Here is a 13644-nt window from a genome sequence, read left to right as displayed (position 1 = left end):
AGACATGAATTTACTGACAACAGAAGAATACCGCGCGCTTGCTGCTGATATGGATTTTGCCACAAATGCGTTCGTCGACGGGGGCTACCGCGCGGCGGCATCCGGCAAAACCTTTGAAACAGTGAACCCTGCGACGGGCGAAAAACTAGCCGATGTCGCGGCCTGCGGTCCTGAGGATGTGGACCACGCTGTTGCCAAAGCCCGCGAAGCATTTGAGGATGGTCGCTGGTCCCGCATGCACCCGTCCGCGCGCAAAGACATCCTGATCCGCTTTTGCAAATTGCTAACCCGCAACGCCCGCGAATTGGCAGTGATGGAGAGCCTCGACAGCGGTAAAACCGTCTTTGATTGCGAGACGGTCGATATCCCAGAAACGATCCACTGCATCAAATGGCACGCCGAGGCGATCGACAAGATTTACGATCAGGTTGCGCCTGCGTCTGACGATCACATCGCCATGGTCGTGCGCGAACCTGTGGGCGTGGTGGGCCTGGTACTGCCATGGAATTTCCCGCTGCTGATGCTCGCGTGGAAAATCGGACCGGCGCTGGCATCCGGATGTTCCGTCGTTGTGAAACCAGCCGAGGAAACATCGTTGACGGCATTGCGGGTGGCCGAACTTGCGTCCGAAGCGGGCCTGCCGCGGGGCGTCTTGAATGTTGTCCCAGGCATGGGCGCGGACGTGGGTGAACCTATCGGGCGACACATGGACATCGACTTGGTCAGCTTTACCGGATCCACCGAAACCGGCAAACGTTTCCTGGGCTACGCGGCCGAAAGCAACGCCAAAGAAATAGTGCTTGAGATGGGTGGCAAGAACCCGGCCGTGGTCTTGGATGACGCCGAAAATCTGGACCGTGTTGCACAGCACATCGTCAACGGTGCGTTTTGGAACATGGGCGAAAACTGTTCTGCCGCGTCGCGCCTGATCGTGCACAAAGACGTCAAAGACGAACTTTTGACTCGCATCGGTGCGCACATGAAACACTGGCCTTTGGGTGATCCGTTGGACCCAGAAACACGGTTGGGTGCGCTGGTCAGCACAGCGCACACCGCCAAAGTATGCGGCTATTTGGACAAGGCAGAAAACGTGTTGATCGGTGGCAAAGCGGACGGTGCGTTCGTGCAGGCAACCGTGGTCGAGGTGCCCGGCAATGATCACGTCATGGCGCGCGAGGAAGTCTTTGGCCCGATTCTGTCCGTGATCACGGTGGCCTCGTTCGACGAGGCAATCAGCGTTGCAAACGACACATCCTTTGGCCTTGCCGCGTCACTGTTTACGGCCAATGCCAAGCGCGCCATTCGCGGCGCGCGCATGCTGCGGGCAGGGACTGTGACGGTAAATTGTTACGGCGAGGGCGACATTTCGACCCCCTTTGGTGGCTTTGGGCAATCGGGCTTTGGCGGGCGCGACAACGGGGTGCACGCGCATGATCAGTACACGCAACTGAAAACCATTTGGATCGACCTGTCGGATGATGATGACGAGGCCGTGGATTGACGTATTTGGCTGCGCGCACGCCAGTTCACCAAGGACCGGCGGCTTGGGCGGAAATCCTTGGCAACGGCGCACAATATCCGACGCTTGAGGATAAAATCACTGCCGATGTTGTCGTGATCGGGGCGGGGTTTGCTGGATTGTCAGCGGCCCTGCGTCTGCGCCAACTGGACCCAAACGCCAATGTCGTTGTGCTTGAGGCGGCGCGCGTCGCGCAGGGGGCCGCTGGTCGCAATTCGGGGTTTATGATTGATTTGCCGCATGATTTGGCATCGGACGATTATGCCGGCGCTGGCGACGATCAGTTGCTGACGCGGCTGAACCGGCAAGCGATTGCGTTTGGAGCAGAGGCGGCTGAAACGTTCGGCATTGCCCCCGCTTATTTCGATAAATCGGGCAAGGTGAATGGGGCTGCGAGTGCTGCGGGGGACGCGCACAACCGCAGCTACGAATCCCACCTTCGCACGCTTGGCGAAACCTCTGAGTGGTTGGATACGCAAGCGATGCATGAGCTGACAGGATCGCGTCACTACGCGTCTGGCCTGTTCACGCCTGGCACCGTGATGTTGCAGCCCGCAGGTTACATTCGCGGGTTGGCGGCAGGGGTTGCGACGCACGCAAATCTGTTTGAAAACAGCGCCGTGTTGTCTTTTGCGCGCGCGGGGCAAAGCTGGTGTGTGAAAACCGCCAAAGGCCAAGTCACCGCCGCCAAGATAATTTTGGCTGTGAACGGTCATTTGGAAAGCTTCGGCATTGCCAAAGGACGGTTAATGCAGCTGTTTCTATTCGCCTCGATGACGCCGGAACTGGACAATGAACTGCGTGCGCGCCTTGGCGGTGCGGATCGCTGGGGCGTCACGCCGTCCGACCCGATGGGCACCACGGTGCGCCGGATCGACACAGGCCAAGGCGGGCACCGGATTGTCACACGCACCTGCGCTGTGATGCGCCCTGACATGCAGGCAAGTGCAGGGGATGTTGGGCGCGCCGCCAAAGTGCAACGGGCAAAATTTGCAGCACGTTTCCCACAACTGGCGGGGTTGAAAATGCAATACGAATGGGCGGGCCACTTGTGTTTGTCGCTGAACGGCGTGGCCGTGGCGGGCGCAATCGGGGACGGCGTGTACAGTGCATGCGTGCAAAACGGATTGGGAACCGCCCGCGGGACTTTGACGGGAATGGCGGCAGCCGAAACAGCGATGGGCCATCCCTCTGAAATAACGCAGTTCTTTGAGGCCGAAGCCGCGCCCAAACGGCTCCCGCCGCAGCCCTTCGCCAAGATGGGTGCCAATGCGTATCTGCGCTGGAAAGAATGGCGCGCAGGGGCCGAATAGCCCCTGAACGTCGCTGCTTAGTAAGTCTGGTTCAGTTCGTCTGCCGCTGGAATTTCGCGTTCGCGACGTGCGATATAGGCCAATAGCTCTTCGTTTTTGGCGATGTCCAATGTTGGCTCTTGGTACTCAGACAACAGCTTGCGCGCATGGTTCAACGCACGTTCTGTGATCTCTACGCCACCTTCGGCCTGCCACTGTTCAATCGAATTGTTGTCAAACATTTCGGGCATGAAATAGGCGGTTTGAAAGTTGTCTTGGGTGTGTTGATGCCCCAAATAGTGCCCGCCCGGACCGATGTCTGACACGGCGGATAGCGCATCATCAAAGTCATCCCAATTTGGCCCTTCGGCCATGCGGTAGGCCATCGCGCATTGCTCGGCATCGACGATGAATTTCGCGACCGAACAGTGCATGCCAGCCTCGTTCCAACCCGCAGAATGCCAGATGTAATTTGCGCCCGCGTGCATGACGGCGGACAGGGTTGTGGCACTTTCGTAGCCGGCTTGCGCATCAAAGGTTTTGGCCCCACCCAACGTATTCGACGTGCGCCAAGGCACCTCGTAAAACCGCGCCATCTGCCCGATCATAAAGTTCATGAGCGAGATTTCAGGAGTGCCAGCCATCGGGGCACCGGATTTCATCGAAACGGTGGACAAATAATGCCCGTAAATTGCAGGCGCGCCACGGCGGATGACTTGGGTGTAGGCCAGTGCACTTAAGGCCTCGGCGTTCAATTGCGCGACGGATGCGGCGACCGACGCGGGCGTATTGGCACCGCCCAACACGAACGGCGAACACAACACGGGCTGGTTGCGTTTGCAAAACGCGCGCATTGCGCCCAACATCGTTTCGTCCCACACCAGAGGCGAATTTCCGTTGCAATTGCCGGTCGTGACAGGGTGCGTTTCCATGAATTCATCACCAAATAGGATCGCGCACATGTCCAGCACGTCCTCGGCGTTCTTGGGCGAGGTTGTCATGCCCATGAACGTCTTGTCCGAATGCTTCATCGAAGAATAGGTGATGCGCAGATGGCGTTGTGAAATCGGGTGATCGTAGGGTTCAACGATGTGATGCGCCGAGGAATGCAACGATGGCATCATGTGGCTGAGTTTGTGAAACATCGACAGATCCGCCATCAACGGATTGCGGCGCACATCGTCCAGATCGCGCACATACGGCGCGCCGGTCATCGGCACAAAGATCGAATGACGACCACCAAGGGCGACGTTCTTTTTCGGATCGCGCGCGTGATAGGTGAATGACGTCGGGATCGTTGAAATCAAATCGCGGACCAATGCACGGTCCAGATACACGGTTTCACCAACGACTTTTGCGCCGATAGCTTTCCAATCGGCCAAGGCAATTTCGTCGCGAAACACCACGCCGACGTTTTCCAGAATGTCCATGGATGCCGCGTCAATGCGTTCGACCTGTGATCCGGTCATGACCTCGCAGGCGGGCAGTTTGTTGAACAATCCCGGCAACATCGCAGTGTCGGTGACGCTGCGGGCAGCGCGGCGGTTTGCGCGTCCCCCTTGGCGGGACAGGCGGCGGGGTTCAGTGCTGGCGTCATTCATATCAAGTTCCTTCGTGTTGACGCAAAACTGCCACGCCGCGGGTTCTGTGACCTGTCACTAAGCGAAGCATCATGACGGATTTCGACCACATCTTGTCTGTCTGGGCGCTTGACGAATTGGACAAACAGGGGTTTCTGGGACGTATGAATATACTGATGAACACCCCGCGCCGCCAAATGGCAGGCCTTGATGATGTCCCGTTGCCCAGCACGGACGATGCCACGGTCGCCGCCCTCATTTCTCGTTGCCCGCACGCTGGCACTACGCCGCTTGCGTCGCTGGATCAGCTGGCCGCTGATCTAGGTGTTGACGCGCTGTGGATCAAAGACGAACGCGCCCGCATGGGGCTAGGCAGTTTCAAGGCATTGGGCGCGGCCTATGTGATCGCCCATGACGCCGCAAACGGGTCTGTCGCAGATCGCACTTACGTCACTGCAAGTGCGGGTAACCACGGCATGTCCGTCGCCGCAGGGGCCGCAGCGTTTGGTGCCAAATCAGTGGTCTACATCGCCGAAACGGTCCCCGAAAGCTTTGCTGAAAGGCTGCGTGGCATCGGCGCTGATGTACGCCGCGAAGGCGATATCTACGAGGAAAGCATGGCCGCCGCCGCAAAAGCCGCAAGCGACAATGGCTGGGATTTGCTGTCCGATAGCTCGTGGCCCGGATATTTCGACCGCCCGCATCGATTGATGGAAGGCTACCTGATGCTGATGCGCGAGGCGATCGAACAGGTCCCCGCCACACCGACGCACATCATCCTGCAAGCGGGCGTTGGCGGTTTGGCCGGAGCATGTGCTGCACTGGCGCGTAAAGCATGGGGCGATGTGCCGAAAATTATCGTGGTCGAACCGGAATTCGCACCGGCCATCATCGACTCGATCAACGCGGGCAAGGCGGTGGTCAGCGCGGGTCCAGTGTCAGACATGGGGCGGCTCGATTGCAAAGAACCGTCGTTGATTGCGCTCAAAGGATTGGCGCAAGATGCCGACGCTTTTGTGACAATTTCCGAGGCCGAAGGGGCCGCAGGCGTGCAGGCCGTTGCCGATCATGGCATGGCGTCATCCTCGTCAGGCGCCGCCGGGATCGCAGCATTGCTTGCGGCGCAGGTCGGTGATTTGGGGTTAAACGCAACCTCGACTGTTTTGTGCATCTTGTCCGAAGAACCGGCATGACCGTTTTCAGCTACGAATTGGCCCCCGACGGCGCAGCCCCGCTGGGCCTGATCGTATTGCAAACCGACGAAACCATTGAACGCGACATGCAACGGATGTTGGCGGGCGTTGCGCTCTATGTTTCGCGGGTGCCAAGTGGGGCCGAAGTCACCTCGGACACGCTGCAACAGATGGCAGGGCAAATCACACATGCGGCCGGTCTGTTGCCGCAGGCGCAGGATTTTGGGGTTATCGGATACGGCTGCACCTCGGGCACTGCGCAGATAGGCCCGGGTCAGATCGCACAGCTGGTAAACGAAGGTGCAAAAACCAGCCACGTCAGCGAACCCGTCAGCGCCTTGCAAGCAGCCTGCGCGCATTTGAGGATCAAACGTTTGGCGTTTTTGTCGCCCTACATCGAAGAGGTTTCAAGCAAGTTGCGCGATGTTTTGGCCGCGGGGGGCGTGCAAACGCCGGTCTTTGGCAGCTTCGCCGAAGCGCAAGAAGCCAAAGTGGTGCGGATCAGCGGGCCGTCGATCATCGCCGCAGCAACCGCGCTGTGCAAAGACGCAGACGTAGATGCGCTGTTTTTATCGTGCACAAATTTGCGCACTTTGGATGTGATCGATCCGCTTGAACAGGCGATCGGCCTGCCTGTGCTCAGCTCGAACCAGGTTTTGGCCTGGCACATGGCGCGTCTGGGCGGCGTGGCGGCCCAAGGGCCAGGGCAATTGTTCGCCCCGACCTAAAGTGCGGTTTTACCAAGCAGTGTTCAGCATGATCGCGCGGGCCACATCGATCCGTTTCATGCCGCGATCCGCCATTTCTTTGTCGCTGAGGGCATGGATTTCCATGGCTTGGGCGATGGTCGATGTGGTGTCAAAGCTGGATTTGAGGCGGGAAAACAAACGGGACATGATATACCTAACTGGGCTGTTGTTGCGTTGACTGGCACATAGTGCTGCGCTGCGGCAAAGGGTAGGGGACGCCACGCAATCCCGCATTGCGCCGGACGCATGGCCCCTGTTCCGGAGCCCTGAAATTCTAAACGATCCGGTCTTGACCCTCTGATGGCTATGACGTAATTCCACCCTAGGTCTAACAGTAAAACCTATGACGCGGGCGTTGTGTAATGGTTAAGACCTCAGTTTTCCAAACTGAAGATGAGGGTTCGATTCCCTCCGCCCGCTCCACCTTTTCCAGCAGATCGCTAAAATAGATAAAATCTGACGTTTTTTGGCCCAAACCCTCGTTGGTTTCAGGCTAGGCACGCCTGTATCAGCCGGTGCGATCTATTGCCGCGCATGCGTTGGCTTTTATCCACCTGTTTGCAATGTATACAACAGTATACTATCGACGCTTCCGGATGCTTCGGTTAAGAAGCGGCAAAACAACCATCAAGGGGTTTCCTATGTCCGATATCATTTACACCAAAGTGGACGAAGCGCCGGAACTGGCGTCTGCGTCGTTCCTTCCGATCATCCAGAAATTCGCAGCCGCCGCTGGCGTTTCTGTCGGGACAAAAGACATCAGCCTTGCGGGCCGTATCCTGTCGACGTTCCCCGAGCATCTGAAAGAAGATCAGCGTCAGTCTGATGATTTGGCTGAACTGGGTCGCTTGGTCAAAACCGCAGATGCGAACGTGATCAAATTACCGAACATTTCGGCCTCTGTGCCGCAACTGGTCGCCGCCATCAAAGAATTGCAATCGCAAGGTTTTGCGTTGCCTGATTACCCTGAGGCACCAGAAACCGACGCAGACAAAGCGACGCGCGCAAAATACGACACGCTAAAAGGGTCAGCCGTGAACCCGGTTCTGCGCGAAGGCAACTCTGATCGTCGCGCCGCTAAGGCAGTCAAAAGCTTTGCCCAGAAAAACCCGCACCGCATGGGCGATTGGTCCGCTGACAGCAAAACCCAAGTGTCCGCGATGTCGGGCGGCGATTTCTTCTCAAACGAAGTGTCCGCGACCCTGAGCAAAGAGGCGACAGCAAAAATCGTGCTGGTCACAGACGCCGGCGAAACTGTCCTCAAGGACGCGATCACCTACCCCGCAGGCACGGTTGTCGACGCGACATTCATGAGCGCTAAGGCCCTCAAATCCTTCCTTGCAGGCGAGATCGAGAAAACCAAAGCCGATGGCACGCTGTTTTCGCTGCACATGAAGGCGACGATGATGAAGGTCTCGGACCCGATCATCTTTGGCCACGCGGTCAAAGCGTTCCTTGCGCCGGTTTTTGAAAAGCACGGCGATGCGATGGCTGATCTGGGCGTGAACCCGAATTCCGGCCTTGGCGATTTACTGGCGCGCGTTGCTGACAACGCTGCAATCATGGCTGACATCGACGCGTGCATGGCGTCCCGCCCACCGATGTACATGGTCGATTCTGACAAAGGCATCACCAACTTGCACGTGTCATCGGACGTGATCATCGACGCGTCGATGCCTGCATTGATCCGCGCTGGCGGCAAAGGTTGGGGGCCAGATGGCAAGGAATCAGACGCAAATTGCGTGATCCCTGACAATTCCTACGCGCCAATCTATGACGAGTCGGTCAAGTTCTTCAAAGAAAACGGCAAACTGAACCCGGCCACCGCTGGCACGGTCCAAAACGTCGGCCTGATGGCGCAAAAAGCCGAAGAATACGGCTCACACCCAACAACATTTGAAATCGCCGAGGCGGGCACCGTCAAGATGATCTTGGATGACGGCACTGTGCTGCACTCTCATAACGTCGAGGTTGGCGACATCTGGCGCTCTGCATCTGCGCGCAAAGCCCCGATCGAAGACTGGGTGAACCTCGCGATTGCGCGTCAAAAGGCCGAAGGTTGCAGCGCGATTTTCTGGCTGGATGCAACCCGCGCGCACGACGCGGAATTGATCGCTTACGTCAAACCGATCCTTGCGGCCCAAGGCGTTGCGGATAAATTCCAGATTATGGCCCCACGCGAAGCGACGCGCGCCTCGCTGGAAATCATCACCAAAGGTGAAAACAGCATCGCGATTACCGGCAACGTGCTGCGCGACTATCTGACCGACCTGTTTCCGATTCTTGAACTGGCGACCTCGGCCAAGATGCTGTCGATTGTGAAATTGATGAACGGCGGCGGATTGTTCGAAACCGGCGCTGGCGGATCTGCCCCGAAACACGTGCAGCAATTGGTCGAAGAAAACCACCTGCGCTGGGACAGCCTTGGTGAATTCTGCGCGCTGGGCGAAAGTCTGACGTTCCTTGCGGACGCCAAAGGCAACGAAAAAGCCCGCGTTTTGGGCGAGGCCGTTGACGCCGCAACCCAGGGCATTTTGGACAACAGCCGTTCCCCGTCGCGCAAAGTTGGCGAACCTGACAACCGCGACAGCCACTACTGGTTTGCCCGCTACTGGGCCGACGCGCTGGCCGAACAAACCGGCGATGCAGAACTGGCCGCACACTTTGCGCCAATCGCAACAGCCCTGTCCGCGGGCGAGGAACAGATCCTCTCTGAACTGGCTGCTGTGCAGGGGCCTGCTGCTGATCTGGGTGGTTATTTCAAAACAGACGCGGCTAAAACCGCAGCTGTAATGCGCCCGTCAGCGACCCTGAACGCCATCATCGGCTAAGGCAAGCTGCCGCAAACCTTCGGGCCGTGCTTCTTTGAGGGAATGCGCGGCCCTTTTTCGTTTGGGGGCGTAAAGGGTTGTGTTTGGCGCAGCGATGGGCAAGATTTTTCTTAATCCGCCGCCTGCGGATTGGAGAACCCCAACCGATGCCCTCAGCTAAAGGACCGGCTAAATGGAAATCAACGGTCAAGAAGACGCAACATTTCTGGCGCAACAGGTCGCATCAGGTGCCGTGTCTGCGGATGAATTGCTGGACGCTGCATTGGAACGCGTCGCAGCCCTGAACCCGCAGCTGAACGCGGTTGTGTTGATCCAGGAACAGGCCGCGCGCAACGCGATCAAAGCGGGGCTGCCGGACGGCCCATTCAAAGGCGTGCCGTTTTTGATCAAGGACCTGAGCGCCGAGGCTATCGATTTTCCGACGCACAGTGGATCCAACCTGATGCGCGATACAAAATACAGCTACGACAGTGAAATTTTCCGCCGAATGCGGGCGACAGGCGTGGTGACCTTCGGGCGCACGACCTCGCCCGAAGGTGGCATTGGGCCTGTGACCGAAGCGTCGGTTTACGGCGGTCCAACGCGCAATCCGTGGGATACAACGCGCACTTCGGGTGGGTCCTCGGGCGGCTCTGGCGCGGCGGTGGCGGCGGGTATCGTGCCCATGGCCCACGGATCAGACGGGGGCGGATCGGTGCGCATTCCTGCCTCAAGTTGTGGGTTGTTCGGGTTCAAAGCGACGCGCGCGCGCTTCCCCGACGGCCCCGCCTCTGGCGAGGGCTGGGGCGGCATGGCAATTGACGGGTTTTTGTCACGATCCGTGCGCGACAACGCCGCGATGATGGACGCCTGCGCGGGGCCAGAACAGGGCGCGCCGTACGCGGCACCCGCGATGGAAATGACCTACGCTCAAGCCCTCAAACGCCCACCGCGTCGCTTGCGCATCGCAGTTTGCGACACGACGTTTACGGGCGCTGCAATTGATCCCGCATGCAAAACCGCCGTCGACAAGACCGCCAAAGTTCTTGAAGACCTGGGTCATCATGTGACCCCCGATTGCCCAAAGGCGGATCACGAGGGGATGATGCACGCATGGACCAAGATCGTCGCGTGCGGCACCGCACTTTGGATTCAGAATGTCGCGACAGCCAGAGGTGAGGTGGCAAAACAAGGCGATCTGCAAGGTGTCGCACGTGGCGCTGCAAAATTTGCACAAACGATTTCGGGGCCTGATTATCTGCAAGCGGTGAACACCGTGCACGCCTACGGGCGCCAGATGGCCGCAGCATTTGACGACTATGACATCATCTTGTCAGCCACGCTGGCGGAACCGCCTGCAAAAGTTGGCCGGTTCCATCATGATCGCGAGGACTTTGAAAACTACCGCGTCGGGCCGGGTGGCGTGTTCGAATATTCTCCGTTTTGCGCGACGTTCAATGCCAGTGGCCAACCCGCGGCAACTGTGCCGATGCATTGGACGGAAGGCGGTCTGCCTGTTGGTGTGCATGTGGCGGCACCATTCGGGCAAGACGCCACTTTGATTGCGCTGTGTGCTGAACTTGAGCAAGCCGCATCTTGGGCGCATCGAAAGCCGTCGATGGTGACGTAAAGGCCGCTCTTTGCGATCTTGTCAGAGTAGCGAAATTTGGGATCTTGCGGACTCGATGTCGCGTTCTAGCTGGCTGGTCGCGCTGATGTGCCAATCCAGACCGGTTTGACCTCGGGTTGACGCCTCTTGCAGATGCTTGGTCGCCAATTGAGCTTTGCCCGCGCTTAGCGTCAGGGCATGTGCCAATTCTGCACGATCGCGCGTGACAGTTTGAACATGCGCGTCATAGGTTGCGGCTGCGATATTGCCTGCATCACGTTGGATGCGCAGGTTTGCCAATTCGATTTCTTGACTGGCTAACGTGTCGCGCAGGCTGATCATAATATCATCCACCTGATCGTTTGTGCGACGGATATTCATCGTCAGTTTGTTGGCCGACACCAAGCCGACGCGGCGCGTAGCATCGCGTTTGCCAGCATTGTTGCCAACGACGCCACCGACAAGGCCACCTGCGGCCGCTCCGGCCAGACATTTTGCGGAATTGTTTGCGGACAATAGAACCAGACCACAACCAACAGCGGCCCCCATCATGGCACCTTTGGCCGTCGAGGCACGCACGACATCTTGCATCATGCGGTCCAAAGTCGCGGCTTGTTCCTGCATCTCTGCGGCGTGGTCCGATGCGTTCAACGGTGCCTCAGTACTTTGGCTCATGAATGAAAGACTTGCGTCGCCATTTGATTTCGTGACCGGCGAATAGCCACAACCAGCAACTGTGACAGTCAAGGCCAATGGCAGAATGATATAAGATTTCAACATGGTATCTTCCAAACAAGCAAGGTGCGTGGCACCGGGATTGCTGCTTGTAGACGAAAACAATGTGTTCACATTTGGGCAATTAGAGGGAAATTCGAAACGATTGATATTTTCTAAAATTGCGGGAATTGGCGATAATGGCACATGTTGCGCGCCCCAATCTAGGGAAATGCGGGCAAACTGTCCGCTTGACCTGCAGGGATGCGCGTATCAGAACGGCGCAATGTAAATTCTGGCCGATACTGCAGGCCAATCAACACTCAGGAGTGTGCATGGCCGATCAAGTCAAGCCCGGCCCCGCAGCGCCCGGTGCCGTGGAAGAGCGCGAGAAATCAAAGCAGATCGGGGCGCTTGGCGCGCTCTGGCCCTACATGCGACCGTACCGGATGTTGATGACTGCCGCTTTGCTGGCTTTGTGCGTGACGGCGATGATCTCGTTGACGCTGCCATTGGCAGTGCGCCGCGTTGTCGACAATTTCCGTGTCGAGGACGGTGCAATTCTGGACCAATATTTCCTTGCGGCCCTTGGCATTGCAGGTCTGATGGCGATCGGCACGGCCATGCGCTATTTGCTTGTGACCCGCTTGGGTGAACGCGTCGTTGCTGACATTCGCAAAGCGGTGTTTGACCGTGTGATCGGCATGTCGCCGTCTTTTTACGAACAAATCATGACCGGCGAAGTCCTGAGCCGCATCACAACAGACACCACGCTGATCCTCAGTGTGATTGGATCATCCGTGTCGATCGCGCTGCGTAACATACTGATTTTTATCGGAGGTTTGGCATTGATGATGCTGACGTCAGCCAAATTGACGGCCCTTGTGCTGCTGATCGTTCCCGCCGTTGTGATCCCGATTTTGGTGTTGGGTCGTCGCTTGCGGGTGATCAGCCGTGAAAATCAGGATTGGATTGCCGCCAGTTCCGGTAGCGCATCCGAGGCGCTGACGGCCGTGCAAACGGTGCAGGCCTTTACCCATGAAACCATCAGCCGTCGGCAGTTTTCTGACGTCACAGAGCGCAGCTTTGATGCGGCCAAACGGCGGATCTACACGCGCGCCTTGATGACGGTGATCGTGATCTTTCTGGTCTTTGCCGGTGTCGTCGGCGTGTTGTGGATCGGCGCAAATGATGTGCGCGAAGGGGTGATGACATCCGGGGCATTAATCCAGTTTGTGATCTACGCTGTGATGGTTGCAGGCGGTGTTGCCGCCTTGTCAGAAATCTGGGGTGAATTGCAGCGTGCAGCAGGCGCGACAGAGCGTTTGATCGAACTGTTGCACACCGTCGATACGGTCCAGGACGTGGCCGTTCCGCATTTGATCGCGGGGCCGGTGCAAGGGCGGATCGCATTCGAGGCGGTGAATTTCACCTATCCGTCCCGCCCGGACACAGCAGCGTTGGACGACGTCAGTTTGGTCATTGAACCGGGTGAAACCGTTGCGTTTGTTGGCCCGTCTGGCGCGGGCAAAACCACGATTATCCAGATGATCTTGCGCTTTTATGACCCGCAATCAGGGCGCATCACGCTGGATGGTCACGACATCGCTTCGCTGGAACGCTCCGCATTTCGCGAACACATCGCCTTGGTGCCGCAGGATCCGGTGATCTTTGCGACCTCTGCCCGCGACAACATCAGTTTCGGGCGGCCAGATGCCACGGACGCTGAAATCGAGGCCGCAGCCATTGCCGCCGCAGCCCACGAGTTCATCCAAAAACTACCGTCTGGCTATGACAGCCCGCTGGGCGAACGCGGCGTGATGTTGTCGGGTGGTCAAAAGCAACGCATCGCCATTGCTCGTGCCATTCTGCGCAACGCGCCTGTGCTGCTGCTGGACGAGGCAACCTCGGCTTTGGACGCAGAAAGTGAACGCGCGGTTCAGGCCGCCGTTGACGCGCTCAGCGCTGATCGCACCACGCTGATTGTGGCGCACCGTTTGGCAACCGTCAAAAAGGCAGATCGCATCGTGGTGTTAGATCAGGGACGCATCATCGCCTCTGGCACGCATGATGATTTGGTGGCCAAAGATGGTCTTTATGCCCGCCTTGCCCGCCTGCAATTCACCGATGGAATGGCCGCAGAGTAATTGGACACATAATTCCCCCTTTCATTCACAG

Annotated in this window: 10 protein-coding genes and 1 tRNA gene; 8 read left to right on the top strand and 3 right to left on the bottom strand. The window is 57.9% G+C overall.

Translation table 11 applies throughout. From position 1 onward, the window contains the following. Nucleotides 1–4 precede the first annotated feature (4 nt). Both ACFIO0_RS12525 and ACFIO0_RS12520 read left to right on the top strand, forming a co-directional pair. Nucleotides 5–1501 (top strand): aldehyde dehydrogenase family protein, encoded by a 1497-nt coding sequence (locus ACFIO0_RS12525; RefSeq protein ID WP_390910730.1) that lies wholly within the window; start codon nucleotides 5–7, stop codon nucleotides 1499–1501. Then, a complete protein-coding gene (locus tag ACFIO0_RS12520) occupies nucleotides 1498–2832 on the top strand; it encodes an FAD-dependent oxidoreductase (RefSeq protein WP_390910729.1) in 1335 nt (444 codons plus the stop codon). The genes ACFIO0_RS12525 and ACFIO0_RS12520 overlap by 4 nt, the downstream gene beginning before the upstream one ends. Before the next feature lie 17 nt (nucleotides 2833–2849). Here the strand turns inward: ACFIO0_RS12520 and ACFIO0_RS12515 are convergent, their stop codons facing one another. Further along, on the bottom strand, nucleotides 2850–4412 hold the full coding sequence (locus ACFIO0_RS12515; RefSeq protein ID WP_390910728.1) for a trimethylamine methyltransferase family protein: 1563 nt from the start codon (nucleotides 4410–4412) through the stop codon (nucleotides 2850–2852). Between the two features lie 143 nt (nucleotides 4413–4555). Here ACFIO0_RS12515 and ACFIO0_RS12510 point away from each other — a divergent pair, with 143 nt between their 5' ends. Together ACFIO0_RS12510 and ACFIO0_RS12505 are read left to right on the top strand one after the other, a co-directional pair. Beyond that, nucleotides 4556–5584, top strand: a complete 1029-nt coding sequence (locus ACFIO0_RS12510) for a pyridoxal-phosphate dependent enzyme (RefSeq protein ID WP_390915336.1) — start codon at nucleotides 4556–4558, stop codon at nucleotides 5582–5584. Continuing rightward, nucleotides 5581–6312, top strand: a complete 732-nt coding sequence (locus ACFIO0_RS12505; RefSeq protein WP_390910727.1) for an Asp/Glu racemase — start codon at nucleotides 5581–5583, stop codon at nucleotides 6310–6312. The genes ACFIO0_RS12510 and ACFIO0_RS12505 overlap by 4 nt, the downstream gene beginning before the upstream one ends. Before the next feature lie 9 nt (nucleotides 6313–6321). Here ACFIO0_RS12505 and ACFIO0_RS12500 read toward each other — a convergent pair whose 3' ends face one another. Then, complete coding sequence (locus ACFIO0_RS12500; RefSeq protein ID WP_390910726.1) at nucleotides 6322–6480, bottom strand: hypothetical protein; 159 nt, start codon at nucleotides 6478–6480, stop codon at nucleotides 6322–6324. Between the two features lie 201 nt (nucleotides 6481–6681). On the opposite strand from ACFIO0_RS12500, the gene ACFIO0_RS12495 reads away from it, so the two are divergent. The 3 genes from ACFIO0_RS12495 to ACFIO0_RS12485 all read left to right on the top strand — a co-directional run bounded on the left by ACFIO0_RS12495 (nucleotide 6682) and on the right by ACFIO0_RS12485 (nucleotide 10773). Next, a tRNA-Gly gene (locus ACFIO0_RS12495) sits at nucleotides 6682–6756 on the top strand. Nucleotides 6757–6974: 218 nt separating this feature from the next. Continuing rightward, nucleotides 6975–9164, top strand: coding sequence for an NADP-dependent isocitrate dehydrogenase (locus ACFIO0_RS12490; RefSeq protein WP_390910725.1), 2190 nt, complete (start codon nucleotides 6975–6977; stop codon nucleotides 9162–9164). A 172-nt stretch (nucleotides 9165–9336) separates the two neighbouring features. After that, the gene (locus ACFIO0_RS12485; protein WP_390910724.1) at nucleotides 9337–10773 is read left to right on the top strand and encodes an amidase family protein; all 1437 of its coding nucleotides are present in this window, start codon (nucleotides 9337–9339) and stop codon (nucleotides 10771–10773) included. 21 nt (nucleotides 10774–10794) lie between these two features. Here the strand turns inward: ACFIO0_RS12485 and ACFIO0_RS12480 are convergent, their stop codons facing one another. Next, the gene (locus ACFIO0_RS12480) at nucleotides 10795–11532 is read right to left on the bottom strand and encodes a hypothetical protein (RefSeq protein WP_390910723.1); all 738 of its coding nucleotides are present in this window, start codon (nucleotides 11530–11532) and stop codon (nucleotides 10795–10797) included. Between the two features lie 269 nt (nucleotides 11533–11801). Here ACFIO0_RS12480 and ACFIO0_RS12475 point away from each other — a divergent pair, with 269 nt between their 5' ends. After that, nucleotides 11802–13613 (top strand): ABC transporter transmembrane domain-containing protein, encoded by a 1812-nt coding sequence (locus ACFIO0_RS12475; protein WP_390910722.1) that lies wholly within the window; start codon nucleotides 11802–11804, stop codon nucleotides 13611–13613. Nucleotides 13614–13644: the final 31 nt, after the last annotated feature.

This window comes from Pseudosulfitobacter sp. SM2401, from assembly GCF_042932805.1.
In the GTDB taxonomy this organism is placed as follows: Bacteria; Pseudomonadota; Alphaproteobacteria; order Rhodobacterales; family Rhodobacteraceae; genus Ascidiaceihabitans.
Note: the sequence above shows the minus strand (reverse complement) of the source record. Positions and strands in the feature narration are given on the sequence as shown.

Bases quoted from the DNA above. Each gene is read 5' to 3' on its own strand.
- ACFIO0_RS12525 (WP_390910730.1), top strand. From the start codon at position 5: ATGAATTTACTGACAACAGAAGAATACCGCGCGCTTGCTGCTGATATG.
- ACFIO0_RS12515 (WP_390910728.1), bottom strand. From the start codon at position 4,412: ATGAATGACGCCAGCACTGAACCCCGCCGCCTGTCCCGCCAAGGGGGA.
- ACFIO0_RS12510 (WP_390915336.1), top strand. From the start codon at position 4,556: ATGAATATACTGATGAACACCCCGCGCCGCCAAATGGCAGGCCTTGAT.
- ACFIO0_RS12505 (WP_390910727.1), top strand. From the start codon at position 5,581: ATGACCGTTTTCAGCTACGAATTGGCCCCCGACGGCGCAGCCCCGCTG.
- ACFIO0_RS12500 (WP_390910726.1), bottom strand. From the start codon at position 6,480: ATGTCCCGTTTGTTTTCCCGCCTCAAATCCAGCTTTGACACCACATCG.
- ACFIO0_RS12490 (WP_390910725.1), top strand. From the start codon at position 6,975: ATGTCCGATATCATTTACACCAAAGTGGACGAAGCGCCGGAACTGGCG.
- ACFIO0_RS12485 (WP_390910724.1), top strand. From the start codon at position 9,337: ATGGAAATCAACGGTCAAGAAGACGCAACATTTCTGGCGCAACAGGTC.
- ACFIO0_RS12480 (WP_390910723.1), bottom strand. From the start codon at position 11,532: ATGTTGAAATCTTATATCATTCTGCCATTGGCCTTGACTGTCACAGTT.
- ACFIO0_RS12475 (WP_390910722.1), top strand. From the start codon at position 11,802: ATGGCCGATCAAGTCAAGCCCGGCCCCGCAGCGCCCGGTGCCGTGGAA.